A 25,942-nucleotide genomic window follows, 5' to 3' on the forward strand; every position below is an offset into this window, starting at 1 on the left:
TTAACAGGGGGGAGGAGCCTCCGCCCCCTTGTGCCGCCGCCCAACATATAGTCAACTCGCTTCAGGCGCACCGAACGGTTGCGTTTTGAGAGGGAGAAAAACGCATGGATGTTGGAAGTCTTCTCGTATTTCTTTTCGTAGGTCTGATCGCCGGCTGGCTGGCTGGCAAGGTCGTGCAGGGTGGTGGTTTCGGCCTGATCGGCAATATCATCGTCGGCGTGATCGGCGCATTCTTTGCAGGCTGGTTGCTGCCGCGTCTCGGATTTTCCGTTGGCGGAGGGATTGTCGCCTCAATCATCAACGCCTTTATCGGCGCGGCCATCCTCCTGATTATCCTGCGCATCGTCAAACGCGCCTGACCTGTAAATATTCTTCTGAACAGGCCCGGCTTCCCGCAAGCCGGGTTTCTTCATTCCGAAGTTCAATCCCATGACACCGAATTCCAAACTTTCGCTCGGTCTGGTTCTGACCGCATCGGCTGGTTTCGTCGATGCGATTGCCTTCCTGCAGCTGGGCGGTTTCTTTGCATCCTTCATGAGCGGCAATACCACGCAGCTGGGTGTCGCGCTGGCGGGACAGCCCGGCGTGCAGGGCACTGTGCTGGTCTGGTTTCCCGCGATCCTGATCGTGCTGTTCTTTTCCGGCGCCTTCTTCGGCACGCTTGCGGTGCGTTCATACGGTCGTGCGGGCAGTCTTTATGTGATGGCAAGCGTGGTGGCGATCCTGCTGCTGGTCGGCGTGTTGCGGCGCGAGGGTGCATTGCTGGTCCAGCCGGTGCTGTTGCTTGCCGCAGCCATGGGCGCGCAGAATGCTGCGGTGCAGCCCATCGGGGCTGCGCGTCTTGGCGTGACCTATGTGACTGGTACGCTTTTCAACGCAGCCGCAGATCTTGCCTGTTCGCTGCGCGGTGAAACGCCGAAATGGCGCTGGCTGCAGCATGTGGCGGTCTGGCTGTCCCTGATGCTGGGCGCTGTCGGCGGCGGTCTCGGCCATTATTTCATCGGCCTCGACGCCTTGTTCGTTCCGGCTGCAATGATTGTCGGCGTCATGGTCGCCTATATGCGGCTCAATTGATTTAGCATGATCTGATCCGAAAGCTGGCTTCCACTTTTCGGGATCATGCTTAACTGAACAGCGATTTCTCGCTTTCCACCAGTTCGGAAATCAGTGCCGATATGGCGGTGACGCGCCGCAATGTGCGGGCAGATTCATGATAGGCGAGCCAGTAGGCGCGCCGGATCACCCGATCTGGCAGAATGGGCACGAGATCGGGATCGGCGCGGGCGATGAAGGCGTGCAATATGCCGATGCCTGCACCGGCGCGCACGGCCTCGACCTGTCCAAGCGCGCTCGATACTTCGAAGGCCGGTTTCCAGTCGCGGCTGATTTCCGGCGCATAGGCCAGCGACGGGTTGATGACGAGATCCTCCACATAGCCGATGAGCCGGTGCCGGGCGAGATCGTCGGTGTTTTCCGGCGTGCCGTTCTCCTCCAGATAGCTGCGATGCGCATAGAGACCGAGCGTATAATCGACGAGCCTGCGCGCGATCAGCCTGCCTTGTTCCGGACGTTCGACGGTAATGGCGATATCGGCTTCACGGCGCGACAGTGAGAACGAGCGCGGCACTGGCACAAGCTGGATGGTCAGGTCCGGATATTTCTGTGTCAGCCGCGCCAACCGGGGCGCCAGAAAGTTGACCCCGAACCCGTCCGGCGCGCCGATACGCACTGTGCCCGACACGGCAATATCCGCATTGCCGACATGCGAGCGGGCGGAAAGCATTTCGGCTTCCATGCGTTCGGCGGCGAGCAGAAACTCCTCGCCCGCCTGTGTCAGCGTCGAGCCGTTGGTGCGGCGGGTCAGGAGCGTGGTGGACAACGCCGTTTCAAGCGCGGTCAGCCGCCGGGCAACCGTGGTGTGGTTGAGGCCGAGCCTTTTGGCCGCGCCCAGAATTTGGCCTGAGCGAGCAACAGCGAGGAATATGCGAATATCGTCCCAGTTCATGATGCTCTCTGCATAAGGATGTATTCTGATTACTATAAAATTTGCACAACGGATACGCTTTTCATCGCCTTGCAATCATGAATTTGCAGAGTCAAGATGATGTCAACGATGGGAGCTTTGCAGGCTCCTCAAAGCGATCATCAGGGAGGTTCTTCGATGCGCAATATCGGACATTTCATCGGCGGCAAGCATGTGGCAGGCAAGAGCGGCCGCACGGCAGACGTCTTCCAGCCGCTCGACGGCTCGGTGCAGGGCAAGGTAGCGCTCGCCACCAAGGAAGAAGTGCGCGCGGCTGTCGAAAACGCCAAGGCCGCACAGCCAGCCTGGGCTGCGACCAACCCGCAGCGTCGCGTTCGCATCCTGCGCAAGTTCGTCGAACTGGTCGAAGCCGAATATGACAGCCTGGCCGAATTGCTGGCCCGCGAACACGGCAAGACCATTGCCGACGCCAAGGGCGACATCCAGCGCGGCCTCGAAGTGGTGGAAGTCTGCCTCGGTGCGGCGCACATGCTGAAAGGCGAGTTCACCGACAATGCCGGTACGGGCATCGACACTTACTCCATGCGCCAGCCGCTCGGTGTTGTTGCTGGCATCACGCCATTCAACTTCCCGGCCATGATCCCGCTCTGGAAGGCCGGTCCGGCGATTGCCTGCGGCAATGCCTTCATCCTGAAGCCATCCGAACGCGATCCGGGCGTACCGATGCGCCTTGCCGAACTGTTCATGGAAGCCGGTCTTCCGGCAGGCATTTTCAACGTCGTCAACGGCGACAAGGAATCGGTGGATGCGCTGCTCGACGATCCGGACGTGCAGGCCATCGGCTTTGTCGGCTCCACGCCGATTGCCCAGTATATTTATGGCCGCGGCTGCTCGAACGGCAAGCGCGTGCAGTGCTTCGGTGGTGCGAAGAACCACCTTCTCATCATGCCGGATGCCGACATGGACCAGACCGTCGATGCGCTGATCGGCGCTGGCTACGGTTCGGCTGGCGAACGCTGCATGGCGATTTCGGTTGCCGTTCCGGTCGGTGAAGACACCGCCAACCGTCTGATGGAAAAGCTCATTCCCCGTGTTGAATCGCTGAAGATCGGCACCTCCACCGACAATTCCGCCGATTACGGCCCGCTGGTCACCAAGGCTGCGCTCGACCGCGTACGCGGCTATGTGGACCTCGGTGTCGAAGAAGGCGCGAAGCTGGTCGTCGATGGCCGTAACTTCAAGATGCAGGGCTATGAAGATGGCTTCTACATGGGTGGTTGCCTGTTCGACAACGTGACCAAGGACATGCGTATCTACAAGGAAGAAATCTTCGGTCCGGTTCTCTCGGTCGTGCGCGCCAAGAACTACGAGGAAGCGCTGGCTCTGCCGAACGATCATGAATATGGCAACGGCGTTGCGATCTTCACCCGTGACGGTGATGCTGCCCGCGATTTCGCCAGCCGCGTGCAGGTCGGCATGGTCGGTATCAATGTGCCGATCCCGGTTCCGATCGCCTATTACACCTTCGGCGGCTGGAAGGCTTCCGGCTTCGGCGATCTCAACCAGCACGGCCCGGATGCATTCCGCTTCTACACCAAGACCAAGACCGTCACCTCGCGTTGGCCGTCTGGTGTGAAAGACGGTGCGGAATTCGTCATCCCGACGATGAAGTAATAGGCAAGCCTTACTGTCCCCCAAGCGAAACCCCGCCCTTGTGGCGGGGTTTTTATTTTACGGATGCGGCAGCGGAAAGCCGTGCCGCTCCGCAAGGGCGGCCAGTATCTTGTGCGGGTCGCCGATCAGCGAACACCCTTCGTGCCTCCCGGTCTCGAACGGGGACCGGTCGCCTTCCTTCAGTACCAGCAAGGGCAGGTTTTGGTTGTCTTCGCCTGCCAGTTCTATGACGGCCCTGCGCGGGCGCTGCCAGTCGACGCGCTCTATATCCAGCCTGTCTCCCAGTGCCGGAAAAGAAGCCAGAACACCCTCGATGAGGGCGCAATGCCAGCAATAGAAAAGCTGGCCGGGATAAGCCGGATCTTCAAACCCCGGTTTCAAGAGAAAAAGCTTGTCCTCATTCATGTCGTTTGTCCTAAGAGCCTGTTCCAAAAGTCGCCATGCCGGTCTGCAAATGGCAATTTCCTGCGTTCCGGTGCTCATGTACGTTAATAAGTACATTGCGCTCCGGTACTCGAAAATCACCATTTTCGCCACGGCCTGCCGATTTTTGGTTCAGGCTCTAAGGCGCAAGGCCGCTGCAAAGAGGGTGACGCACAGCGCAAATTCGCTAGCTTTGGAACAGCTTTCCAAGCCAAGCGTTCACAACGGATGTATAGCTTGATTTTGATTGCAAAAGCTCAACTTTTCCGATCATCGCCCTAAACTAATAATATGTAGCTCGAAGCCCGATCATCACTGTCAGGAGTTCCGTTCATGAGCGAAAAGATCAATCGCCGTATCGTGCTGGCATCGCGCCCGGAAGGCCGGCCGACCGCAGAAAACTTCCGGCTGGAGGAAGTGGCGATCCCGAGCCCCGGCGACGGTGAGGTTCTCCTGAGACTGCATTATCTGTCGCTCGATCCTTATATGCGTGGGCGTATGAGCGCGGCCAAATCCTATGCCGCGCCGGTGGCAATTGGCGATGTGATGGAGGGTGGCACGGTAGGCGAAGTCGTTGAAAGCAAGAGCGCGGGCTTTGCTCCGGGTGATTTCGTGCTTTCCCATTCCGGCTGGCAGGATTATGCGGTTGCCGATGCCTCGACCTTGCGCAAGCTCCACCCGAAGGAAGCCCCTGTAACGACGGCGCTTGGCGTTCTTGGCATGCCGGGCTTTACCGCCTATTCCGGCCTGCTCACCATCGGCCAGCCGAAACCGGGCGAGACCGTCGCGGTTGCGGCCGCAACCGGTCCGGTCGGTTCTGCTGTCGGGCAGATTGCCCGGATGAAGGGCGCACGCGCTGTCGGCATTGCGGGCGGAGCGGATAAATGCAAGGCGTTGATCGATGAATTCGGTTTCGATGTGGCTATCGATCACCACAGCAAGAATTTCGCGCAGGAACTGGCTGAGGCCTGCCCGAAGGGCATCGACGTTTATTTCGAAAACGTCGGCGGCAAGGTTTTCGACGCGGTGTTTCCGCTGCTGAACCAGTTTGCGCGGATTCCGGTCTGTGGCCTAATTGCGCAGTACAATCAGAGCGGCCCGTTCGATGGACCTGACCGGCTGCCGCTGGTGATGCGGGATATTCTGTCGAAAAGCCTGACCATTCGCGGTTTTATCCAGCGTGATTTTGCCGATCAGAGGCCAGCCTTTTACCATGACATGGTGAAGTGGATTGCCGACGGTCAGGTGCGTTATCGCGAAGACATTGTTGATGGGCTGGAGAATGCGCCGAAAGCTTTCATTTCCCTGCTGGAAGGAGGTAATTTCGGAAAGCTGATCGTGAAGCTCGCATGAGACTGCAATAAACTGCTTGCAGAACTGCGACTTGAGCGTGATGCTGTGCCTGTTTCTTCTGTTGGAAACTAGTGTGGCGAATCCGAAATTCGTATCACTCTGGGGCGGGGTTGCGAACGAATTTCGGATTCAAAGTCACACTAGGTCATTGCAAAGGGCAGGCAGAGCATGGGCGAGCGCCAGCAGGCGGGCATAGGGGAAGGCGGCGGGCCGGGACGCGAGCGTCAGGAAGAGGCTCGGCGTATTCTCGACAGGCTCGAACGCGAGCAGACCGGTGCCGAAGGCATCGTGCGGCGCGGATTTTCCCGCACTGCTCATCATCTGGCTGCCACCGACGCTCCCGAAAATGATCCCATCGAACTCTGGGCCACGCGTGTCGGGCGCGGGCTCGGCTTCCTCATCACGCTGGCGATCATCGTCTGGCTCATTTTCTATCTCATGCAAAGCTAGGTACCCAATGACGCTTTCTGCGCCTTCGGATGCGACAACCGTTATTGTCATCTCAAGCCATGTCGTGCGCGGGTCGGTTGGCAATCGAGCCGCCGTATTCGCATTGGAAACGCTGGGCTTTCCCGTCTGGGCCGTGCCGACCGTGGTGCTGCCATGGCATCCGGGCCATGGGGTTCCAGGTGCTCCGGCTGGACGCATCGTGCCACCGGCGGAAGAGTTTTCGCGCCTGATGCAGGATCTTCAGCGCGCACCGTGGCTTGGCGAGGTGGGTGCTGTCCTGACCGGCTATCTCGGCCATCCCGAGCAGGCGGCAGCCGTTGCCGAACTGGTCAAAGCCGTGAAGGCAAAGAATCCGGGGGCGGTCTATCTGTGCGATCCCGTCATCGGCGATGAAAAGGGGCTTTATGTCCCCGAAGCGACTGCCATGGGTATTCGCGACAAGCTTCTGCCGCTTGCCGATATCGCAACACCCAATCGTTTCGAGCTTTCATGGATGACCGGCGTTCCGCTGGAAGACAATTCCGCCTTGATGGAGGCCGCTTTGGAAGCCGGTCCGGCAACCATGCTGGTCACCTCGGCCTTTCCGCTGATGAGCGGCAGCATCGGCAATATTCTGCTCACGCCGACCATGGCGCTGATGGCCGAACATCGCCGTGTCGATGGCCCGACCAACGGTCTCGGTGATCTGACCTCTGCCGTGTTTCTGGCGCGTCGCCTGTCTGGCATGGCGGAGGAAAAGATGCTGCAGAGCACTACTGCGGCAGTGTTCGAAATCATGGCGCGTTCGGCAAAGCGCGGGGCGGACGAGCTGATGCTGGAAGCCGATGCGTCGAGCCTCGCCACGCCGATGGCCATGGTGCAGACGCGGCGGCTGATGCATCCGACCAAGGGGTTCCGCGCTTGACACTTATGGCTCCAGTGCTTGCTGGTGTTGACGGCTGTCCTCGCGGCTGGATCGCCGTGATCGGGGATGGCGGCGGTTTGCGAGCGGAAGTGTTCGGCAGTTTCTCCGCCCTGGTGGCGTCGCTTCCGGACGAAGCGATCATTGCGGTCGATATGCCGATCGGCCTGCCGGAAAAGGGCGGGCGTTCGGCGGAGCGGGCCGCACGAGCACATCTTGCCGGAAGGCAATCGAGTGTTTTTTCCATTCCGCCGCGTGCTGCTGTCTATGCCGAAGATTATCGCGAGAGCTGTTCTTTGTCGCTGGAACGCACCGACCCGCCACGCAAGGTTTCCCGGCAGGCTTTCGGGCTTTTCCCGAAGATCTGCGAGATCGATGAATTTTTGCGCTGCGATCTACGGCTTGCCGAGCGTATCATCGAATCGCATCCCGAACTGGCTTTTGCGGTTTTGAATGGCATGAAGGCCATGTCCCTGCCGAAGAAGATCAAAAGCCGGGTGAATCCGGAAGGAATGGCCGAGCGCCGGGCCTTGTTGCAGCACTGCGGATTGCCGGAGGATTTTTTGAAAGGTCGCGTTCCACGCGGTGCCAAGGAGGATGACTTTCTTGACGCCTGCGCCATGTATCTCGTGGCTGGTCGTCATGCGCGCGGTGAAGCGCGCCCGCATCCCGACCATGAAGAACGCGATGCTTTTGGTCTTCGCATGGCGATATGGGCTTGAGAAGCTTGCATGAAAGCGAAAGGGATCATGCGTCCAATTGGACGCAGTCCGTTCAGTGCATTTCGATTGATCTCGGTTTTCGATAGGGATATTGGAAAAATATGGTTGATCTTCCAGACTCACTTCTCGCCGGTTATCGAACCTTCATGCGCGAGCATTTTGCCCACGAAACTTCACGATATCGCCATTTGGCCGACAAGGGACAATCACCGGAAACGCTGGTTATCGCTTGCTGTGACTCCCGTGCGGCTCCCGAAACCATCTTCAACACGGCGCCCGGCGAAATCTTCGTCCTGCGCAATGTTGCCAATCTCATTCCGCCTTACGAGCCCGATGGCGAATACCATGCTGCTTCGGCAGCACTGGAATTTGCGGTTCAGAGCCTCAAGGTGAAGAACATCGTCGTCATGGGCCATGGCCGTTGCGGCGGCATCAAGGCTGCGCTCGACACCGAAAGCGCACCGCTTTCGCCGGGTGACTTCATCGGCAAATGGATGAGCCTGATCGCGCCTGCAGCCGAAGCCATCAGTGGCAATCAGCTCATGACGCAGAGCGAGCGCCAGACCGCGCTGGAACGTATCTCGATCCGCTACTCCATCAACAATCTGCGCACATTCCCTTGCGTCGATATTCTGGAGAAGAAGGGCAAGCTCACTCTGCACGGTGCATGGTTCGATATCTCGACCGGCGAGCTGTGGGTGATGGATCACCAGACGGGTGATTTCAAACGGCCAGACCCGGCCTGATCCAGATTTAAAAAACGCTTCCTGAAACGGCTTCTCTCAGATCGAGAGGGGCCGTTTTGCCATATTTTGGCCAGCCAAGATTGACGTTTTTGTCTTCCAAACGCGAAAATTCGCATCAAAACATACGAAAATAGCCCCAAACTTTGGGGCTATTCTGTGAAGCATGAGGCTTTTCTACGACAATTTCAGAGCGAAATTGCGATCTCAGCCTTCAGTTCTTACTTGCCGTCGATGGCCTTGCCCATGACGGCGATGGCGCGCTGGTAAACCTGTGCAGCATTCCAGCCCTGGATCGCACCGTAGTTCGGTTCGCCTGGCTGATAGCCTGCACCGCGCTGCCAGCCATGGCCGACAAGGAAGTTCGCGGTCGAATAGAGAGCATCCGCCTTGGAGCGGGCCATGTCGATATGGCCGCTGCCGTCGCCGTCGACGCCGTATTTCAGGACGTTGACCGGCAGGAACTGCGTCTGGCCGATTTCACCATGCATGGCGCCAACCGCATTCGGATTGAGGTCCTGACGGTCGATCAGCTTGAGCGCTGCATAGAGCTGGTCGGTGAAATAATCGCTGCGGCGGCAGTCATAGGCGAGCGTCGCGACAGCCGACAGCGTGTGCTGCTTGCCGAGATAGGCGCCGAAGCCTGTTTCCATACCCCAGATCGCGAGCAGCGGGCCGGCTGGAACGCCATAACGCTTTTCGATCGCAGCGAAGAGAGCGGCGTTCTGCTGCTTCTGCGCACGGCCGCGCTTGATGATGGTATCAGCGCCGCGCTTCTGCATGAACTGTTCGAAGGAGAGCTTGAAGCTCTTCTGGTTGCGGTCGGCATTGATAGTGGCCTGCGCGTATTTGGTATTGCCAAGCGCACCGATCGCGGCCTTGCCAATACCACGCGAAGCGGCTTCCTTCATCGTCTGCTGGAGCCAGGCATTATAACCGGCGGCATTATTGCCGCACTGGGCTGCCTCGGCAATGCCTGTTCCCGTCATCATGCCCACTGCAAGAACTGCTGCTGCCGTCCAAGACCGGCCCTTGGCAACCAATGCCATTCGTTTCTCCTTTGGAGTTGATTCGACCTCAACGCGAATTTGCCATTCCTTACACCAAATGTCATGCGGCAACGGCAAAGCGGGACGAGGCAGGTGCGAAATGCCGCGTCTCAAGCATTTTTGCACAAAAACAGCAAGCTTTTGTTGGTCCCAAAACCTTGATCGGAATTTTTCGCTTGGAAGCTGTGGCTTTCATACCTATTGCTTATGGTCTTACTGGTAAAATTTATTTACCAGAGTTTCATAGTTGACTTTCAAAGTTCGTGACATTGACGGGGAGGACGCCACATGTCGAACGGATTTCTTGCATTATTTGCATTTCTGCCAATTCTCGTAGCCGGCGTGATGCTGGTCGGATTTCGTATTCAGGCCCGCATTGCGATGCCGGTGACCTATGTGCTGACTGTCGTGATCGCAATGGCGGTCTGGGGCATGAGCGGCAACCGGGTCATTGCCTCGACCATTCAGGGCCTGATCCAGACTGCAGGTCTGCTCTGGATTATTTTCGGTGCGATTCTGCTTCTCAATACACTCAAATATTCTGGCGGCATTTCTGCGATCCGCTCCGGCTTTGCCCAGATCAGCCCTGACCGCCGCATTCAGGTGTTCCTGATTGCCTGGCTGTTCGGCTCGTTTATCGAAGGCGCATCCGGTTTCGGCACGCCCGCTGCTGTCGTGGCGCCGCTGATGGTGGCCGTCGGTTTTCCGGCACTTGCCGCCGTTACTTTCGGATTGATCATCCAGTCGACGCCCGTGTCGTTCGGTGCTGTCGGCACGCCGCTTATCGTCGGTGTCCAGTCAGGTCTCAATCGCGAGGCGCTGACGGCGCAATTGCAGGGCACCGGATCGAGCTGGGAACAGTTCTTCCATATCATCACATCGGAAGTGGCTATCCTGCACGCCATCTGCGGCACGTTCATGCCGCTGTTCCTTGTGGTCATCATGACCCGCTTCTTTGGGCGCAACCGCTCATGGACGGAAGGTCTTGCCATTCTGCCCTTCGCGCTGTTTGCGGCCTTCTCGTTTACCATTCCTTATGTGCTGAGCGCAGTTTTCCTTGGTGCTGAATTCCCGTCCATGATCGGCGGTCTCGTCGGGCTTGCGCTGGCGACGTTTGCCGCACGAGCCGGATTCCTGATGCCGAAGCAGAGCTGGGATTTCCCTCCCGCTTCGGAATGGCCTGCAGGCTGGGTCGGCACCGTCCAGATCAAGCTCGATGAACTGACCTCGAAGAAAATCCCGCTTGTTCTGGCCTGGACCCCTTACATTCTGCTGGCGATCTTTCTGGTGGTCAGCCGTACGTTCCCGTCGGTTGGCAATGCGCTGAAGTCGATCACGTTCGTTGCCAAGGACATCATGGGCGAAACCGGTATAGGTGGTGATTTCACGCCGCTCTTCCTGCCGGGCGGTCTTCTGGTCATCGTCTGTGTGATCACCTTCTTCCTACATCGGATGAACGGCGGACAGTTCGCCAAGGCTTTCGGTGAAAGCACCAAGACGCTGGTGGGTGCGGGCTTCGTGCTTCTGTTCACCGTGCCGATGGTGCGCGTCATGATCAATTCCGGCGTCAACGGCAAGGAACTCATCAGCATGCCGCTGATGGTTGCCGACTGGGTGGCGGTGGAAGTCGGGAATGTCTATCCGTTCTTCGCACCGTCCGTGGGTGCGCTGGGTGCGTTCCTCGCCGGGTCCAACACGGTGTCGAACCTCATGCTCAGCCAGTTCCAGTATGGCGTGGCGGAAGGGCTTGGCATTTCCGGTGCGCTGATGGTCGCTGGTCAGTCAGTGGGCGCTGCCGCTGGCAACATGATCGCGATCCACAACGTGGTTGCAGCTTCCGCGACGGTCGGCTTGCTGGGACGTGAAGGCACGACCTTGCGCATGACCATCATTCCCACGATCTATTATGTGGTTCTGGCGGGAACGCTGCTGATGATCGGCCTTTATGTGCTGGGCATCGGCGATCCGCTTGCCGGTGTGGCCGCACAGTAAAACAAAATCGAAACCGGCCCTGTATTGGAGCGCATCCCGAAAAGTGTGAAACGGTTTTCGGAACAAGATGCGCCCAAAACAAACTGGGCCGGTTTCAGTGAGTTTCAGGCCTTTTGCTTGACATTGCGGGCTGATCACCTTAAAGCCAGCTCCAATCTATCCGCGATCTTCAGAACGCGAGCCACCGACCGGGACCCATTTGGTATAAAGCGATCCCGGAGGTCCACATCCGACAGCGCGATGCGCCCTCGGGTGCTGTATCGCTTTGGTTGCTTCTTGAACTGGCAGATAAGCGGGACGATTTATCCCTGACGAAGCATATGCCTCTTCTTGGATTAAAAGGAAATTCGATGTTTGAATCACTTCAGGAGCGTCTTGGCTCCATCCTGAACGGCCTTACCGGACGCGGCGCTCTTTCTGAAGCCGATGTGGCCGCGGCGTTGCGCGAAGTGCGTCGCGCGCTGATCGAGGCTGACGTTTCGCTGGAAGTGGTTCGCTCCTTCACCGACCGCGTTCGTGAGAAGGCCGTCGGCGCAGAGATTCTGAAAAGCATCAAGCCCGGCCAGATGGTCGTCAAGATCGTCCATGACGAGCTTATCGAGATGCTTGGCACCGAAGGTGTCGCAATTGACCTGAACGCGCCTGCACCTGTCGTCATCATGATGGTCGGTCTGCAGGGGTCGGGCAAGACGACCACCACCGGCAAGATCGCCAAGCGTTTGACGGAGCGCCAGCGCAAGAAGGTGCTGATGGCGTCGCTCGATACGCGCCGTCCTGCCGCACAGGAACAGCTTCGTCAGCTCGGTATTCAGACCAGCGTCGACACGCTGCCGATCATCGCCGGCCAGTCGCCAGTCGAAATCGCCAAGCGCGCCGTACAGGCTGCAAAGCTCGGCGCACACGATGTCGTCATTCTCGATACCGCAGGCCGCACGCATATTGACGAGCCGCTGATGGTGGAAATGGCGGATATCCGCAAGGCCGCCAATCCGCACGAAATCCTGCTCGTCGCCGACAGCCTGACCGGTCAGGATGCCGTCAATCTGGCGCGCAATTTCGACGAGCGCGTTGGCATTACGGGTATCGTTCTCACCCGTATGGATGGCGATGGCCGTGGCGGTGCAGCGCTTTCGATGCGTGCCATCACCGGCAAGCCGATCAAGCTGATCGCCACCGGCGAAAAGATGGATGCGCTTGAGGAATTCTATCCGAAGCGTATCGCCGACCGTATTCTCGGCATGGGCGACATTGTTTCGCTCGTGGAAAAAGCTGCCGAAAACATCGACGCGGAAAAAGCCGCGGCGATGGCCAAGAAGATGCAGTCGGGCAAGTTCGATCTCAATGATCTTGCCGATCAGCTGGGCCAGATGAAAAAGCTTGGCGGCATGGGCAGCATCATGGGCATGATGCCCGGCATGGGCGGAATGAAGGACAAGGCAGCAGCAGCCGGTCTCGACGACAAGGTGTTCGACCGCCAGCTCGCCATCATCGGCTCGATGACCAAGGCCGAGCGCGCTAATCCCGACCTTCTCAAGCACAGCCGCAAGCAGCGCATTGCCAAGGGTTCCGGCACGACTGCTGCCGACATCAATAAGCTTCTCAAGATGCAACGCCAGATGGCCGACATGATGAAAGTCATGGGCAAGGGCAAGGGCGGAATGATGAAGCAGATGATGGGCGGCCTTGCCAACAAGATGGGCCTTGGTGGTCTCGGTGGCGGAATGGGCGGCCTTGGTGGCATGCCTGATCTCTCGAAGATGGACCCCAAGCAGCTTGAAGCGCTTGCCAAGCAGGCGGAAGCAGCCGGTCTGACGAAAGGCGGCGGTTTGCCGGGCCTTCCGGGCGGTGGTCTTCCGGGCTTGGGTGGACCGAAACTTCCCGGTCTTGGTGGCGGCCTTCCAGGTCTGCCGAAGAAGAAGTGAGCATCATGAGCGACGAACAGAACACTGCACCGGCTGAACTTCTGGCACTGCGCGCCTCCATCGATAATATCGATGCTGCGCTGATCCACATGCTGGCCGAACGTTTTCGCTGCACCAAGGCTGTCGGTGTACTCAAGGCCGAACGTGGCCTCGCACCGGCTGATCCGGCCCGCGAAAAGCGTCAGGTGGAACGTCTGCGCGCCCTGGCAACCGATGCCCACCTCGATCCCGATTTCGCCGAAAAATTCCTGAACTTCATCGTGAAGGAAGTCATTCGGCATCATGAGCATGCCGCCGCAAACCACGGCGGAAAGTAAAGCGCATCCCGAAAAGTGTGAAACGGTTTTCGGGTAAGATGCGCGTCAAAACAACAACCGTAGCTACGGTTTAACCCGTTTTGCCCAGACCAACCCTCGGGCGAAGCAATTGTCTAAAGGAAAGAAAAAATGTCTCTGAAGATTCGTTTGGCCCGCGCTGGCTCCAAGAAGCGTCCTTACTACCACATCGTTGTTGCCGACGTCCGCAGCCCGCGCGACGGTCGCTTCATCGAAACCGTTGGTGCATGGAACCCGATGCTGGCCAAGGACGCTGAACGCGTGAAGCTCGATGCCGACCGCATCCAGCATTGGATTGCACAGGGCGCACAGCCGACCGACCGCGTTCTGCGCTTCCTCGACCAGGCTGGTCTTGCAAAGCGTCCGACCCGCAGCAACCCGACCAAGGGTGAGCCGGGCAAGAAGGCTCAGGAACGTCTGGCCATGGCCAAGCAGGCTGAAGAAGAAGCTGCCGCAAAGGCCGCTGAAGCTGCCGCAGCCGCTGCTGCTCCGGCTGAAGAAGCTGCAAGCGAATAATCTTCGCGCAGCTTGCATTTTGAGAAAGCGGCGGAGCAATCCGCCGCTTTTCTTATGGGCTGGTCTTATGGGCTGGCTAAGATGTTGCCGGTCGAGCCTTACCTCAGGTCCAGCTCCCATGTCTGGCCGGTGAGATCCGCGCCGAAGGAATGGTGCGGTGCTTCATCAATGAGCCGGAATCCGGCGCGTTCGTAAAGACGCCGTGCTGCCGTGAGAACACTGTTCGTCCATAGAGTGATGCGCTCATCGCCGACAGTGCGCGCGCGTTCGATACAGGCGTTCACGAGCTTTGCACCGACACCGGCCCCGCGCGCATCCGGTTCGACATAGAGCAGGCGCAATTTGCCAAGCTTTGGCTGGTCCCCCTTGACCAGAAACACCGATCCAACCACACGACCGTCGAGTTCAGCTACCCATGCCGCGTCGTGGGCGGGATCGAAGGCTTCAGAGAAATCGGCAAGAATGCGGGCAACGAGTGCCTCATAGTCGCTGCTCCAGCCATACTCGTCCGTATAGAGCACTGCCTGCCGGTGAATGATCCACCCCAGATCACCAGCCCGCAGATTGCGCAGCTGCAAATCCTTGGGGTGCTCGTCATCAAATAAGCGCTTGATCGTACCCGCTGCTGCCAGCAGATTTCTGCGCTGATCCGGCTGCAGTCCGTCGAGAAGTTCGCCAACAGCGTCGCAGGTGTTACGTTCCAGTGCGCCGAATGTCTTGCGACCGGCATCGGTCAGTTGGATGGGACGGCTGCGGCCTCCGTCGGGATGCTCTGACGTCTCGATCAACCCACGTTCGGTGAAGCGTTTCAGTGTTCTGCTCAGCTGGCCGCGGTCGAGCCCGAGCGCTCGCATGATGTCTGACGCCGCAGGTGCTGTGCGATGTGCGATCTCGTAGAGGATACGCGCCTCGGTCAGCGTGAACGGGCTCTTGTCCAGATGGGCGTTCAGCAGGCCGAGACGGCGCGTATAGACACGGTTGAACGCCCGCAATGCGCTGATGTCGTCGAGATTGTCTACTTGCGTCATGTCTGCTTACGCCCGGCGCGGCGTCTCCCTATGTTGACATTATCAATATCTATTGTGTTGACTGAGTCAACATATTCATAAGGTGAAATCCATTCGGGAAAGACCTCGCTGCGGCGCCGTACGCGGGCGGTTTTCTTTGACTGTTGTGCATGCGCCGCAATCAGGCTGGACGATGCGCGAAATTGCGTTATCTTGTTGATTTGACGGCTCGCATTTGCGTGAACGCACATATGCGGGTGATGAATTTGTTTCCCCGGCGCTTGGCAAAGCGCTCTTTTCAGGAGAAGTCCATGTCGGCTGCGACGGTTGCCACTTCTTTCTCTTTTCGCCGTATTTTCATCGCTCTTGGTCTCGCTGTTCTGGTTCCGCTGCTATCGGCATGCGGTTTCAACACGATCCCGACCAATGAGGAAAAGGCGAAGGCTGCCTGGGGCGAGGTGCAGAACCAGTACCAGCGCCGCGCCGATCTCGTGCCCAATCTGGTCGAGACCGTGAAAGGCTATGCTGCTCACGAACAGGAAACCTTGCAGGCTGTGATCGAAGCGCGCGCCAAGGCGACGCAGGTGCAGATCACGCCGGAAACGCTCAACAATCCGGAACTCTTCAAGCAGTTCCAGGATAATCAGGCCAATCTGACAAGCGCACTGTCGCGCCTGATGGTGGTGGTCGAGCGCTATCCGGACCTGAAAGCCAACCAGAATTTCCTTGCATTGCAGTCGCAGCTCGAAGGTACTGAAAACCGCATCGCCGTCGCACGTCGCGACTATATCGAGGCGGTTCGCGTCTACAACACGGCGCTGCGCACCATGCCGACGATGATCTGGACGTGGATCTGGTATCGCGATGCACAGCCGATGCAGAGCTTCAGTGCCGATGCAGGCAGTCAGGCCGCGCCCAAAGTCAACTTCAACTGACGGCGCGTTTCATGATGCGTTTCGGGGCGAGTGCAGCACTCTCGCGTGATCGTCGCGGTCTTGGCTGGTTGGGCTGGCCGCGACATCTCCTTGCGCTCGCTTTCCTGCTGTTTTGCGCAGCGCTGACGCTGCACACGGTGGCCCTTGCACAAGACGCGTCGACGCCTGCACAGGCCTTGACCGGTCGTGTGGTGGATGCGGCGGGGATCATCGACCCCGCCGAGCGCCAGCAACTGACCCAGAAGCTTGCCGATTTTGAAGCGAAGTCATCGGATCAGGTGGTCGTGGTGACGGTCCCGAGCCTCAACGGCGAAGACATCGAAACCTATTCCAACCGTCTGTTCCGTGCCTGGGCGCTGGGGCAGAAACAGGAAAACAACGGCATATTGCTGGTGGTTGCGCCCAATGACCGTAAGGTGCGGATCGAGGTCGGCTATGGTCTCGAAGGTGTCATGACCGATGCGCTTTCAAGCGTCATCATCAATGGCACTATCATTCCCGAATTCCGTACCGGCAATTACTCGAACGGCATCGTACAGGGTGTTGATGGTATTCTTTCGGTGCTTTCCGGCGATGCCGCCGAGCTTGAAGCGCGGGCCAAGCGCAATGTGCAGTCGAGTTCGGATGATGTCGACTGGGTCTTTGTCGTCTTCATCGCCTTCTGGTGCCTGATCTTCTTCGGCGGCTTCGGCATGGCGATCCTGACGCCGGTTTTAGGACGCAAGATCGGGCCGGGCAAATATCAGTGGCTCGGCATGGTCGTGGATTACAACAATCGCGGCGGCAGCTCTGGCGGTAGGGGTGGTGGCAGCTGGGGCGGCGGCGGTGGCTGGTCGTCCGGCGGGGGAGGCGGTGGTTTCTCCGGTGGTGGCGGTTCATCCGGTGGCGGTGGCGCCTCGGGTAGCTGGTAGGGAGACGCAACGATGAAGCATCACACGCTGATTGGCGCCGAGGACCATGCCCGTATTGCCGAGGCCATCCGCAAGGCGGAAGCAGAAACCAGCGGCGAAATCTATGCCGTTCTGGCGCGCTCGAGCGATGACTATTTCTTTGCGGCGGGCTTTGTTGCGACTTGCGGCATCCTCATCGCTTCGGTGATCGCGGCTTTTCTCGCCCATTGGTACTGGTTCGATATCCGCCTGCCTATGTTCGGACTTGCGGTGCTGGCGGCGTTCCTGACTGCGATGCTGGTGCTCTGGTTCTTTCCGGCCATTCGCATGTTGCTGGTGCCGCGCCGCATCCGTTACAAGCGCGCCCATCTCAATGCGCTGCAGCAGTTTCTGGCGCGCAATGTCCATATTACGGAGCACCGCACCGGCATTCTGCTCTTTGTCTCAATGGCCGAACATTATGCCGAGGTGATCGCCGATGCGGGCATCCATGCGCGTGTCGAACAGGACGAGTGGAATGCAATCGTCGCGACGCTCATCCATCACGCCTCCCGCGCACAAATGACCGAGGGTTTCGTACTGGCTATCGGTCAGGCCGGGGTTCTGCTGGAAAAGCATTTTCCGGCAGGACCGGACAATATCAATGAGCTGGACGATCACCTGATCGAGCTCTGAGTGTCTGTTCCAAAAGTCGCCATGCCGGGCTGCAAATGACGTTTTCGCCACGGCCTGACGCTTCTTGATTCAGGCACTGACAGGCCGATTCATTTATCAGAATCATCTGCAACTTTAGTCGGAAATGTGGCGAAGCAGGGCCGCTGCTTGACCCTTTTGGCAGCACTTTTGAGCCGCGCGGAGAAATCCGCTGGCATATTCCGAAATTTCGCGGGAAGTTTTCGAAGTTTTGTTCCAAATTAAATGGATTAAATGCGGTCTTTCTGACTTTCCGGGAAATTTTTCGTTATTTTCAACGAATTGCCATCGAAACCAATGCCTAATCTGCTAGTTTGGCGCGCATTGCCATCATGACAGGAGTATCCGACGTGACTGCAAAGCAGGATCGGTCGAGCAAGGTTAAAGGTTCCAAGGCAAGCAAGGAGGAGAAGAAGGGAGGCAAGTCGAAGGCGCTTACGGCCTTCTCGCAGCTTCTCTTCGAATGGGCGCCGCCAGAAGATCTGGCCGCTTACGATGCTGCCGCTCTCGACAGTTCAGCCCGTCACGGCTATGCCGCCCTCGAATCCTACCGCAAGGGCAAGAGCATCATCAGTGTCGATAATGGTATCGAGCGCCATGGTCGACCAGTGAGCGTCATCACCATTGTCAACGACAATATGCCGTTCCTGCTCGACTCCATCATGGGTGAGCTGAATGATCATGTCAGCCAGATTTTCATGGTCGTGCATCCGGTTCTGGACATTGCGCGCGAAAAGGACGAGCTGGTCATTCTGGGCGAAGCATCGCAGCTCGCGCCTGCCAAGGGCGTCGAGCGCGTCAGCCTGGTACAGATTCATCTTCCAGCCCTCGACAAACAGGTCAAGGCCAATCTGACTGCCGCCATCAAGCGCGCGCTCGGACAGGTTCGTGCTGCTGTCAGCGACTGGAAGCCGATGTTGAAGCGCCTCGATGGCGCTATCGCCGATTACAAGCGCGTTTATGACATGACGAGTGATCCGGCCATGCCGGAGGCCATCGCATTTCTGGAATGGTTGCGCGACGATCGTTTTATCTTCCTCGGACTTCGCGAACTCACCTTCAAAGGCAAGGGCGACAAGCGCGAACTGGTTCCGGTCAAGGAAACGCTCGGCATTCTCAACGACAATGAAGTCCGCGTCCTGCGCAAGGATGACGACGACACGGTGACGCCGCGTGAGGTAACGGAATTCCTCGACAGCAACGAGCCGCTGATCGTGACCAAGGCGAATTCGCTTTCGCTGGTGCATCGCCGCTCCTATCTCGATTATGTCGGCGTGAAGATATTCGGTGAGAAGGGCGAGGCCATCGGCGAACTGCGCCTGGTCGGTCTCTTCACCTCGGTTGCCTATACGAGTTCGGTTGCAGGCATTCCGTTCATTCGCTCCAAGGCCGATGCCGTCATCAAGCATCTCGGGTTCAACCGCGAGGACCATTCGGGCAAGGCGCTCATCAACGTGCTGGAAGAATATCCGCGCGACGAGCTTTTCCAGATTGATGTGGAAAGCCTGACGGCCAATGCCGAGCTGATCCTTGCGCTCGGCGAACGCCCGCGCGTGCGCGCTGTTCCGCGTCTCGATCGCTTTGGCCGTTTTGCGACCGTGCTGGTCTATATCCCGCGTGACCGTTACGACTCGGTCGTGCGCGAGAAGATCGGGCACTATCTCGTTGATATCTATGGCGGTGACAGTTTCGAATTCCACCCGGTCTTCCTGCAGAACGGCCTGACGCGCGTTCAGTTCGTCATCCGCCGTCATGAGCGCTCCACACCGCATGTGGATCGCGAAGCGCTGGAAGCCGAAGTGCGCGCCATTGTCCGCACATGGGACGATGCGGTTCGTGAAAGCTCTGACAGTGCAGACGCAAAGACCGTCGCGCTTGCTGCAAGCTTCCCGCCATCCTATCGCGAAATCTTCACGGCGCCGGAAGCGCTGGTCGATGCGGAACGTATCGCTGGCCTCAGCGCAGAGGCTCCGCTTTTCGTAGACTTCTATCGTTATCGCACTGATGGTCCTGATGCGGTTTCGCTGAAGCTTTATCATCACGGTGCGCCGGTTGTGTTGTCGCAGCGTGTGCCGCTTCTGGAAAATATGGGCTTCCGTGTCGTCAGCGAGCAGACCATCGACCTGCCGCATGCTGGCAAGGACGGCGCTGCCGTTTACGTGCACGACATGCAGCTCGTGAACGCCTATGGCGCTCCCGTCGATCTTTCCGACGATGGCGAGATGCTGGAAGATGTGTTCCGCAATGTCTGGGACGGTCTGGCTGACAATGACGGTTACAACGCGCTGGTGCAGACCGCACGCCTGACGGCACGCCAGATCATGATCCTGCGTTCCTATGGTCGTTATCTGCAACAGGCAGGCATTGCCTATTCGCAGGGCTTCATCGCGGCCGCACTGAACCGTTATCCGGAAATCGCCAGCGATCTCTATTCGCTGTTCGATCTGCGCTTCAACCCATCGGCCAAGCGCCGTGATGCGGCTGAAAAGAAGCTGGTCGATGCCATCGAGACCGCATTGCTTGGCGTGCCGAGCATCGACGACGACCAGATTTTGCGCCGTTTCCGCAATCTGATCGAAGCGACGCTGCGCACCAATGCCTATCAGCCGGGTGCCGACGGCAAGCCGCGTGTCACCTTTGCCTTCAAGCTCAATCCGCGTCTGGTCGAAGGCTTGCCGGACCCGCGCCCTTATCGCGAAATCTTCGTTTATGGGCCGGAAGTGGAAGGCGTGCATCTGCGCTTCGGCGCTGTCGCCCGCGGTGGTCTGCGCTGGTCGGACCGCGCACAGGATTATCGTACCGAAGTGCTGGGCCTCGTGAAGGCACAGCAGGTCAAGAATGCGGTGATCGTGCCGGTTGGCGCCAAGGGCGGCTTCTATCCGAAGCGTCTGCCGGTTGGCGGCGATCGCAATGCCGTGTTCGAAGCTGGTCGTGATGCCTACAAGGTGTTCATCTCCACACTTCTGTCGGTTACCGACAATATCGAGGACAATCATGTCGTGCCGCCGGCGGAAGTCGTGCGCCATGACAATGACGATCCTTATTTCGTCGTTGCTGCCGACAAGGGCACGGCCACCTTCTCCGATACGGCCAATGCCATCAGCCAGGCACATGATTTCTGGCTGGACGATGCCTTCGCATCCGGCGGTTCCGCCGGTTATGACCACAAGGGCATGGGCATTACCGCGCGCGGCGCATGGGAAGCCGTGAAGCGGCATTTCCGCGAATTCGACACGGATATCCAGACCGAGCCTTTCACGGTTGCCGGTGTGGGCGATATGTCGGGCGATGTGTTCGGCAACGGCATGCTGCTTTCCGAACAGATCAAGCTGGTGGCTGCGTTCGACCATCGCGATATTTTCATCGATCCGAACCCGGTTCCAGCCGACGGCTTTGCCGAGCGCAAGCGTCTGTTTGAACTGCCGCGTTCGAGCTGGCAGGATTATGACCGTTCCAAGCTTTCGGCTGGTGGCGGCATCTATAGCCGCAGCCAGAAGACGATCACGCTCTCGCCGGAGGCTGCTGCAGCCATCGGCCTTGGAAAGACCTCCGGCACGCCGCAGGAAATCATGACTGCGATTTTGAAATCGAAGGTCGATCTCCTCTGGTTCGGCGGTATCGGCACCTATATCCGCTCGTCTGCCGAAACGGATGCGCAGGTAGGTGACCGCGCCAATGATGCGATCCGCATCATTGGCGCGGAAGTTGGTGCGCGGGTGATCGGCGAAGGTGCAAATCTTGGCGTAACGCAGCGCGGGCGTATCGAATATGCGCTGGCAGGCGGTCGCGGTAATACGGACGCCATCGACAATTCGGCAGGCGTCAACTGCTCGGACGTCGAGGTCAACATCAAGATCGCTCTGGCCGCCGCCATGCGTTCGGGCAATCTCAAGCGCCCGGCACGCAACAAGCTTCTGGTCAGCATGACCGATGGTGTGTCCGAACTGGTTCTGCGCAACAACTATCTGCAGCCGCTGGCGCTTTCGCTCAGCGAAAGGCAGGGTCTGGCAGAGCTGCCTTATCAGGCGCGGTTCATGGCGGAACTCGAAAATCGCAAGCTTCTTGATCGCAAGGTCGAGTATCTGCCATCCGATGCGCTTCTGGCCGAACGCCAGAAAGCGGGTCAGCCGCTGACGCGTCCGGAACTGGCGGTTCTGCTTGCTTATGCCAAGCTGTCGCTTTCGGATGATCTGGTGGCAAGCCAGCTTCCGGATGAGCCTTACTTTCAGTCGCTGCTGTTCGGCTATTTCCCGAAGCGCATGACCAAGACTTATGCCGAGGAAATCTCCGGCCATCGTTTGCGCCGTGAAATCGTCGCTACTTTGCTGGCAAACGATGTCATCAACCGCGGCGGTATCACCTTCATCAGCCGTCTGGCCGATACGACCGGCAAGTCGCCTGCCGATATCGTCCGCGCCTATGTGGCGGTGCGTGACGGCTTCGATATCGACACGATCTATGATGCCATTGATGCACTCGACAGCAAGGTGCCGGGCGATGTGCAGAACCAGTTCTATCATCTCGTCGGCGAAATGTTGCAGGCGACGACGGCTTGGGTGCTGCGCAACGATACGACACGCGCCAATCTGACGGAACTGGTGGACACGATCACCAGGGCACGTGCCGAGCTGGAACCGCGTTTCGACGGTCTGATGCCGGAATACCTGAAGAGCACGCTGCAGGCCGACAAGGCTGCTTTCGTGGAAAAGGGTGCACCGGAAAAGCTGGCCCAGCGTCTTGCCAATCTGCAGCTTGCAGGCATCATGCCGGACATCGCGCTGATCGCGCATCTGGCCGATGCCGACCGGGTGGTAACCGCCAAGACCTATTTCGGTGTTTCGGAAGCCTTCCGCATCGGACGCATCGAGGAAGCCGCGCGCTCCATCCCCGTCACGGACTATTATGACGGGCTTGCTCTGTCACGAGCAAGCGATACGATCACGCAGGCCGCACGCGGTATCACCATTGCGGCGCTCAAGCGTTTTGCCAAGGATAAGGACCCGGCAGCAGCCTGGTTTGCAGCCGATGGCGCGCGCATCGAGCAGGTGAAGAACCGCATGGTGGCGCTGACGGAAGGTGGTGACCTGACGGTCTCGCGACTGGCGGTTGCAGCGGGCCTGATGTCCGATCTGGCGCAATAGAAAACAACGACATAAACTTGCAAAAGGGCGGCTTCGGTCGCCCTTTTTGTTTCTTTTGAAGCCGAGTTTCGGGTTATAAGGTGCGGCTGATAAAGGAGAGGCTTCCGACCGACTGGCCGGTCAATGGTTGGGCCAACTTCTTGCCCGGGGGGAAGGAAAGAGCAATTGAGCGATCAGGTTGCGGCTGCCCGCAGCTATGCCTCGCGGCGTGGCATCTGGGGCTGGATATTTTTTGACTGGGCGGCGCAGCCCTTTTTTACCGTTGTGACCACGTTCATCTTCGGGCCTTATTTCATCTCGCGCATGGCAGAAAATCCTGAAGCCGGCCAGGTGGCTTGGGGTTATGGCTTTGCCGCTGCCGGTTTTCTCATTGCTGTGCTTTCACCGATCCTGGGAGCGGTGGCCGACCGGACAGGCGCGCGTAAGCCCTGGATCGCTTTCTTCGCCGTGCTGAAGATTATAGGCCTCTGCCTGCTGTGGTTCGCCGTTCCGGGTGCGAACCTGTTCTGGGTACTGTGTGCGTTTTCTATGGCCATGGTGGCTGCCGAATTTTCCATCGTCTTCAATGATTCCATGATGCCGCGTCTGGTGCCGAGCAACGATATCGGGCGTGTCTCCAACATCGCCTGGGGGCTCGGCTATCTGGGCGGCATGATCGTACTCATTTTCGTGGTGCTATGTCTGGCGGCCTCGCCTGAAACAGGCACAACGATCATCGGCATGAAGCCCCTGTTCGGTCTCGATCCCGTACTGGGGGAGGATGCGCGCATTACCGGACCGCTGGCTGCCCTGTGGTATTTCGTTTTCATCCTGCCAATGTTTTTGTTCACGCCGGACGCGGAACGTGGCGAGCCTCTGCGCAAGGCGTTGCGCTCTGGCTTTGCAGAATTGAAGGTTACGCTCACCGAGGCGCGCAAACGGTCGGGACTTGTCCGCTTCCTTGTGGCGCGCATGATTTATCAGGATGGCGTCAATGCTACGCTGGCGCTCGGTGCGGGTTATGCGGCAGCCTTGTTCAGCTGGACGATCACCGAGATCGGGCTTTTCGGCATGGTGATGAATGTCATGGCGATTTTCAGTTGTCTGGTCGCAAGCCGCGTCGATACACGGATTGGTTCCAAGGCTGTCGTGATCTTTTCGCTGGTGCTGTTGCTGCTTGCTTCTATAGGCATTGTCTCGACCGGACGCGATTACACTTTGTTCGGCCTGATGCCTTTCGCATCTCCCACAACACAAGGACTGTTCTCCAGCGCGGCAGAACACGCCTATCTGATTTGCGGTCTGATGATTGGTGCGGCCTTCGGTCCGGTTCAGGCCTCGTCGCGTTCATGGTTTGCCCGCAGCATCAAGCCGGAGGAATCGGGCCGCTATTTCGGCATCTATGCGCTCGCCGGGCGCGCGACCAGCTTCCTTGGACCGTTTCTGGTTGCCACCATCACGGCGCTGAGCGGATCGGCGGCGCTGGGCATGTCGGTGCTGGTCATATTCTTTGCGGTCGGTCTGGTGCTGATTGCAGTGACGCCTTATCCGGCTGACAAGCTGGCTGCAACCAGCCCGTCGTGACGGGCCGGGGCGAGACTTCTATTCAATCCAGCCTAGCGAACGCTGCACGGCCTTTTCCCACGCATTGAACAGGCGCGTGCTTTCCTCAGCCGACATTCGCGGATGCCAGCGATGGCCCACCTGCCAGTTCTCCACAATGTCCTTCGTCGATTTCCAGTAGCCGACGGCGAGCCCCGCCGCGTAGGCAGCGCCCAGTGCCGTCGTCTCTATGATTTTCGGGCGCACAACCGGCACATCCAGAATGTCGGACTGGAACTGCATGAGCAGTTCATTGATGGTCATGCCGCCATCGGCGCGCAACTCGGTGATTTCGACGCCTGAATCCTTCACCATCGCATCAAGCACTTCGCGCACCTGATAGGCGCTCGCTTCCAGGGCCGCCCGGGCAATGTGCCCCTTGTTGGCGAAGCGGGTGAGGCCAGCAATGATACCGCGCGCTGAATCCTGCCAATGCGGTGCAAAGAGGCCGGAAAAGGCTGGAACAAAATAGACGTCGCCATTGTCCTCCACGGTGCGCGCCAGTGTTTCGATGTCGCTGCTGTTCTTGATGATGCCGAGGTTGTCGCGCAGCCATTGCACCAGGGCGCCGGTAATGGCGATGGAGCCTTCCAGTGCATAAACCGGTTTGGCACCGTCGAGCTTGTAGGCAACCGTGGTCAGCAGGCCGTAATTGGAGGGCACCAATTTCTCGCCGGTGTTCATCAGCATGAAGCAGCCCGTGCCATAGGTGTTCTTGGCTTCGCCCGGTTCCAGACATGCCTGACCGAAGAGCGCTGCCTGCTGGTCGCCCAGAATGCCCGCAAGTTTTACACCGGAAAGGGAGGGCAGGGTGATCTCGCCATAGACCTCGCTTGAAGAGCGGATTTCCGGCAAGCAGGCTGACGGAATATCGAAAAGACGAAGTATGTCTTCATCCCATTGCAGCGTCGAAAGATCCATCAGCTGGGTGCGGGAAGCATTGGTCAAATCGGTGATGTGGATGCCGCCATCGGTGCCGCCAGTCAGGTTCCAGACCAGCCATGTGTCGATTGTGCCGAAAAGTGCGTCTCCGGCTTCGGCCTTTTCACGCGCACCCGGAACATTGTCGAGTATCCAGCGCAGCTTGAGCCCGGAGAAATAGGTCGAGATCGGCAGGCCGGTCTTGGCACGAAGCTGGTCTGCGCCGACGTCCTTCGTGTACCGGGAAACAAGTTCGTCGGTGCGCGTATCCATCCAGATGATTGCATTATAGAGCGGCGCACCGGTTTTCCTGTCCCAGAGCAGTGTGGTTTCGCGCTGGTTGGTGATGCCGACGGAAGCGATATCACTTGCCTTCAGTTTTGCTTTTTTGAGTGCTGCGGCAATGACGTGCTGTGTGTTGCGCCAGATTTCTATCGGATTGTGTTCGACCCAGCCCGCCTTCGGATAAATCTGCTCATGTTCGCGCTGGTCACTCGCGACGATATCGCCCTGCTTGTCGAAAATGATGAAACGCGAACTCGTGGTTCCCTGGTCGATGGAACCGATAAACTGCGTCATGGGCGGGCTCCTCCGTTGATCCGGTCGATGTTGAAAGCGAATTTAAACGAAACAATGTGAAACTCAATGAAAACGAGGCCCCGGAATGGTTGGTTCCGGGGCCTCAATAAATACTTGTTATAAGGGGGGTA

23 protein-coding genes and 1 pseudogene are annotated in these 25,942 nt (G+C 58.5%); 19 read left to right on the forward strand and 5 right to left on the reverse strand.

All coding sequences use genetic code 11. The features are described 5' to 3' along the window. Positions 1 to 104 precede the first annotated feature (104 nt). Positions 105 to 359: a GlsB/YeaQ/YmgE family stress response membrane protein gene (locus tag AAE521_RS17775; RefSeq protein ID WP_010661506.1), complete on the forward strand. Its 255-nt coding sequence runs from the start codon at positions 105 to 107 to the stop codon at positions 357 to 359. A 70-nt stretch (positions 360 to 429) separates the two neighbouring features. Beyond that, positions 430 to 1,074, forward strand: coding sequence for a YoaK family protein (locus AAE521_RS17780; RefSeq protein WP_010661505.1), 645 nt, complete (start codon positions 430 to 432; stop codon positions 1,072 to 1,074). A gap of 49 nt (positions 1,075 to 1,123) precedes the next feature. Here the strand turns inward: AAE521_RS17780 and AAE521_RS17785 are convergent, their stop codons facing one another. After that, positions 1,124 to 2,005, reverse strand: a complete 882-nt coding sequence (locus AAE521_RS17785; protein WP_071634118.1) for a LysR family transcriptional regulator — start codon at positions 2,003 to 2,005, stop codon at positions 1,124 to 1,126. A gap of 156 nt (positions 2,006 to 2,161) precedes the next feature. On the opposite strand from AAE521_RS17785, the gene AAE521_RS17790 reads away from it, so the two are divergent. Beyond that, positions 2,162 to 3,658 carry a CoA-acylating methylmalonate-semialdehyde dehydrogenase gene (locus AAE521_RS17790; protein WP_010661503.1) on the forward strand — a complete coding sequence of 499 codons (1,497 nt, stop codon included), beginning with the start codon at positions 2,162 to 2,164 and terminating at the stop codon, positions 3,656 to 3,658. A 57-nt stretch (positions 3,659 to 3,715) separates the two neighbouring features. On the opposite strand, the gene AAE521_RS17795 is transcribed toward AAE521_RS17790, so the two are convergent. Next, the gene (locus tag AAE521_RS17795) at positions 3,716 to 4,063 is read right to left on the reverse strand and encodes a DUF3088 domain-containing protein (RefSeq protein ID WP_071634396.1); all 348 of its coding nucleotides are present in this window, start codon (positions 4,061 to 4,063) and stop codon (positions 3,716 to 3,718) included. Between the two features lie 49 nt (positions 4,064 to 4,112). Here AAE521_RS17795 and AAE521_RS17800 point away from each other — a divergent pair. From AAE521_RS17800 to AAE521_RS17825, 6 genes and pseudogenes are all read left to right on the forward strand, one after another. Continuing rightward, a pseudogene (locus tag AAE521_RS17800) lies at positions 4,113 to 4,262 on the forward strand (flagellar basal body P-ring protein FlgI); the annotation flags it as partial. Positions 4,263 to 4,414: 152 nt separating this feature from the next. After that, positions 4,415 to 5,434, forward strand: a complete 1,020-nt coding sequence (locus AAE521_RS17805; protein WP_071634393.1) for an NADP-dependent oxidoreductase — start codon at positions 4,415 to 4,417, stop codon at positions 5,432 to 5,434. A 168-nt stretch (positions 5,435 to 5,602) separates the two neighbouring features. Beyond that, a complete protein-coding gene (locus AAE521_RS17810; RefSeq protein ID WP_071634391.1) occupies positions 5,603 to 5,884 on the forward strand; it encodes a hypothetical protein in 282 nt (93 codons plus the stop codon). A gap of 7 nt (positions 5,885 to 5,891) precedes the next feature. Continuing rightward, a complete protein-coding gene (gene pdxY / locus AAE521_RS17815) occupies positions 5,892 to 6,788 on the forward strand; it encodes a pyridoxal kinase PdxY (RefSeq protein ID WP_071634389.1) in 897 nt (298 codons plus the stop codon). A gap of 5 nt (positions 6,789 to 6,793) precedes the next feature. Continuing rightward, positions 6,794 to 7,507, forward strand: a complete 714-nt coding sequence (locus AAE521_RS17820) for a DUF429 domain-containing protein (RefSeq protein ID WP_342062086.1) — start codon at positions 6,794 to 6,796, stop codon at positions 7,505 to 7,507. Positions 7,508 to 7,608: 101 nt separating this feature from the next. Further along, positions 7,609 to 8,253, forward strand: a complete 645-nt coding sequence (locus tag AAE521_RS17825; RefSeq protein WP_012091238.1) for a carbonic anhydrase — start codon at positions 7,609 to 7,611, stop codon at positions 8,251 to 8,253. A gap of 218 nt (positions 8,254 to 8,471) precedes the next feature. Here the strand turns inward: AAE521_RS17825 and AAE521_RS17830 are convergent, their stop codons facing one another. Beyond that, positions 8,472 to 9,299 (reverse strand): lytic murein transglycosylase, encoded by an 828-nt coding sequence (locus AAE521_RS17830; RefSeq protein ID WP_010661496.1) that lies wholly within the window; start codon positions 9,297 to 9,299, stop codon positions 8,472 to 8,474. On the opposite strand from AAE521_RS17830, the gene AAE521_RS17835 reads away from it, so the two are divergent. The 5 genes from AAE521_RS17835 (at position 9,293) to rpsP (ending at position 14,064) form a co-directional block, all read left to right on the forward strand. After that, positions 9,293 to 9,550, forward strand: coding sequence for a hypothetical protein (locus AAE521_RS17835; protein WP_342062058.1), 258 nt, complete (start codon positions 9,293 to 9,295; stop codon positions 9,548 to 9,550). The two genes, AAE521_RS17830 and AAE521_RS17835, sit on opposite strands and share 7 nt — an antisense overlap. 37 nt (positions 9,551 to 9,587) lie before the next feature. Then, positions 9,588 to 11,291 (forward strand): L-lactate permease, encoded by a 1,704-nt coding sequence (locus AAE521_RS17840; RefSeq protein WP_342062059.1) that lies wholly within the window; start codon positions 9,588 to 9,590, stop codon positions 11,289 to 11,291. A gap of 350 nt (positions 11,292 to 11,641) precedes the next feature. Then, entirely contained in the window at positions 11,642 to 13,213 is a 1,572-nt protein-coding gene (ffh, locus tag AAE521_RS17845) for a signal recognition particle protein (RefSeq protein ID WP_342062060.1), read from the forward strand. A 5-nt stretch (positions 13,214 to 13,218) separates the two neighbouring features. Next, positions 13,219 to 13,530: a chorismate mutase gene (locus AAE521_RS17850; RefSeq protein ID WP_010661493.1), complete on the forward strand. Its 312-nt coding sequence runs from the start codon at positions 13,219 to 13,221 to the stop codon at positions 13,528 to 13,530. Between the two features lie 129 nt (positions 13,531 to 13,659). After that, positions 13,660 to 14,064 (forward strand): 30S ribosomal protein S16, encoded by a 405-nt coding sequence (gene rpsP / locus AAE521_RS17855; RefSeq protein ID WP_010661492.1) that lies wholly within the window; start codon positions 13,660 to 13,662, stop codon positions 14,062 to 14,064. Between the two features lie 98 nt (positions 14,065 to 14,162). Here rpsP and AAE521_RS17860 read toward each other — a convergent pair whose 3' ends face one another. After that, on the reverse strand, positions 14,163 to 15,092 hold the full coding sequence (locus AAE521_RS17860; RefSeq protein ID WP_342062061.1) for a bifunctional helix-turn-helix transcriptional regulator/GNAT family N-acetyltransferase: 930 nt from the start codon (positions 15,090 to 15,092) through the stop codon (positions 14,163 to 14,165). Positions 15,093 to 15,382: 290 nt separating this feature from the next. Between AAE521_RS17860 and AAE521_RS17865 the strand changes: the two genes are divergently transcribed. The 5 genes from AAE521_RS17865 to AAE521_RS17885 all read left to right on the forward strand — a co-directional run bounded on the left by AAE521_RS17865 (position 15,383) and on the right by AAE521_RS17885 (position 24,293). Further along, positions 15,383 to 16,006: a LemA family protein gene (locus AAE521_RS17865; protein WP_010661490.1), complete on the forward strand. Its 624-nt coding sequence runs from the start codon at positions 15,383 to 15,385 to the stop codon at positions 16,004 to 16,006. Between the two features lie 11 nt (positions 16,007 to 16,017). After that, positions 16,018 to 16,917: a TPM domain-containing protein gene (locus tag AAE521_RS17870; RefSeq protein ID WP_342062062.1), complete on the forward strand. Its 900-nt coding sequence runs from the start codon at positions 16,018 to 16,020 to the stop codon at positions 16,915 to 16,917. 12 nt (positions 16,918 to 16,929) lie between these two features. Then, entirely contained in the window at positions 16,930 to 17,571 is a 642-nt protein-coding gene (locus AAE521_RS17875; protein WP_010661488.1) for a TPM domain-containing protein, read from the forward strand. A 368-nt stretch (positions 17,572 to 17,939) separates the two neighbouring features. Next, entirely contained in the window at positions 17,940 to 22,730 is a 4,791-nt protein-coding gene (locus AAE521_RS17880) for an NAD-glutamate dehydrogenase (RefSeq protein WP_342062063.1), read from the forward strand. A gap of 165 nt (positions 22,731 to 22,895) precedes the next feature. Continuing rightward, complete coding sequence (locus tag AAE521_RS17885) at positions 22,896 to 24,293, forward strand: MFS transporter (RefSeq protein ID WP_374865079.1); 1,398 nt, start codon at positions 22,896 to 22,898, stop codon at positions 24,291 to 24,293. An 18-nt stretch (positions 24,294 to 24,311) separates the two neighbouring features. Here the strand turns inward: AAE521_RS17885 and glpK are convergent, their stop codons facing one another. Continuing rightward, complete coding sequence (gene glpK, locus AAE521_RS17890) at positions 24,312 to 25,811, reverse strand: glycerol kinase GlpK (protein WP_342062065.1); 1,500 nt, start codon at positions 25,809 to 25,811, stop codon at positions 24,312 to 24,314. Positions 25,812 to 25,942: the final 131 nt, after the last annotated feature.

This window comes from Brucella cytisi (assembly GCF_038433355.1).
Taxonomy (GTDB): domain Bacteria; phylum Pseudomonadota; class Alphaproteobacteria; order Rhizobiales; family Rhizobiaceae; genus Brucella; species Brucella cytisi.

What these genes read in the sequence shown, in the direction of transcription:
- AAE521_RS17775 (WP_010661506.1), top strand. Translation starts at nt 105, where the DNA reads ATGGATGTTGGAAGTCTTCTCGTATTTCTTTTCGTAGGTCTGATCGCC.
- AAE521_RS17780 (WP_010661505.1), top strand. Translation starts at nt 430, where the DNA reads ATGACACCGAATTCCAAACTTTCGCTCGGTCTGGTTCTGACCGCATCG.
- AAE521_RS17785 (WP_071634118.1), bottom strand. Translation starts at nt 2,005, where the DNA reads ATGAACTGGGACGATATTCGCATATTCCTCGCTGTTGCTCGCTCAGGC.
- AAE521_RS17790 (WP_010661503.1), top strand. Translation starts at nt 2,162, where the DNA reads ATGCGCAATATCGGACATTTCATCGGCGGCAAGCATGTGGCAGGCAAG.
- AAE521_RS17795 (WP_071634396.1), bottom strand. Translation starts at nt 4,063, where the DNA reads ATGAATGAGGACAAGCTTTTTCTCTTGAAACCGGGGTTTGAAGATCCG.
- AAE521_RS17805 (WP_071634393.1), top strand. Translation starts at nt 4,415, where the DNA reads ATGAGCGAAAAGATCAATCGCCGTATCGTGCTGGCATCGCGCCCGGAA.
- AAE521_RS17810 (WP_071634391.1), top strand. Translation starts at nt 5,603, where the DNA reads ATGGGCGAGCGCCAGCAGGCGGGCATAGGGGAAGGCGGCGGGCCGGGA.
- pdxY (WP_071634389.1), top strand. Translation starts at nt 5,892, where the DNA reads ATGACGCTTTCTGCGCCTTCGGATGCGACAACCGTTATTGTCATCTCA.
- AAE521_RS17820 (WP_342062086.1), top strand. Translation starts at nt 6,794, where the DNA reads ATGGCTCCAGTGCTTGCTGGTGTTGACGGCTGTCCTCGCGGCTGGATC.
- AAE521_RS17825 (WP_012091238.1), top strand. Translation starts at nt 7,609, where the DNA reads ATGGTTGATCTTCCAGACTCACTTCTCGCCGGTTATCGAACCTTCATG.
- AAE521_RS17835 (WP_342062058.1), top strand. Translation starts at nt 9,293, where the DNA reads ATGCCATTCGTTTCTCCTTTGGAGTTGATTCGACCTCAACGCGAATTT.
- AAE521_RS17830 (WP_010661496.1), bottom strand. Translation starts at nt 9,299, where the DNA reads ATGGCATTGGTTGCCAAGGGCCGGTCTTGGACGGCAGCAGCAGTTCTT.
- AAE521_RS17840 (WP_342062059.1), top strand. Translation starts at nt 9,588, where the DNA reads ATGTCGAACGGATTTCTTGCATTATTTGCATTTCTGCCAATTCTCGTA.
- ffh (WP_342062060.1), top strand. Translation starts at nt 11,642, where the DNA reads ATGTTTGAATCACTTCAGGAGCGTCTTGGCTCCATCCTGAACGGCCTT.
- AAE521_RS17850 (WP_010661493.1), top strand. Translation starts at nt 13,219, where the DNA reads ATGAGCGACGAACAGAACACTGCACCGGCTGAACTTCTGGCACTGCGC.
- rpsP (WP_010661492.1), top strand. Translation starts at nt 13,660, where the DNA reads ATGTCTCTGAAGATTCGTTTGGCCCGCGCTGGCTCCAAGAAGCGTCCT.
- AAE521_RS17860 (WP_342062061.1), bottom strand. Translation starts at nt 15,092, where the DNA reads ATGACGCAAGTAGACAATCTCGACGACATCAGCGCATTGCGGGCGTTC.
- AAE521_RS17865 (WP_010661490.1), top strand. Translation starts at nt 15,383, where the DNA reads ATGTCGGCTGCGACGGTTGCCACTTCTTTCTCTTTTCGCCGTATTTTC.
- AAE521_RS17870 (WP_342062062.1), top strand. Translation starts at nt 16,018, where the DNA reads ATGATGCGTTTCGGGGCGAGTGCAGCACTCTCGCGTGATCGTCGCGGT.
- AAE521_RS17875 (WP_010661488.1), top strand. Translation starts at nt 16,930, where the DNA reads ATGAAGCATCACACGCTGATTGGCGCCGAGGACCATGCCCGTATTGCC.
- glpK (WP_342062065.1), bottom strand. Translation starts at nt 25,811, where the DNA reads ATGACGCAGTTTATCGGTTCCATCGACCAGGGAACCACGAGTTCGCGT.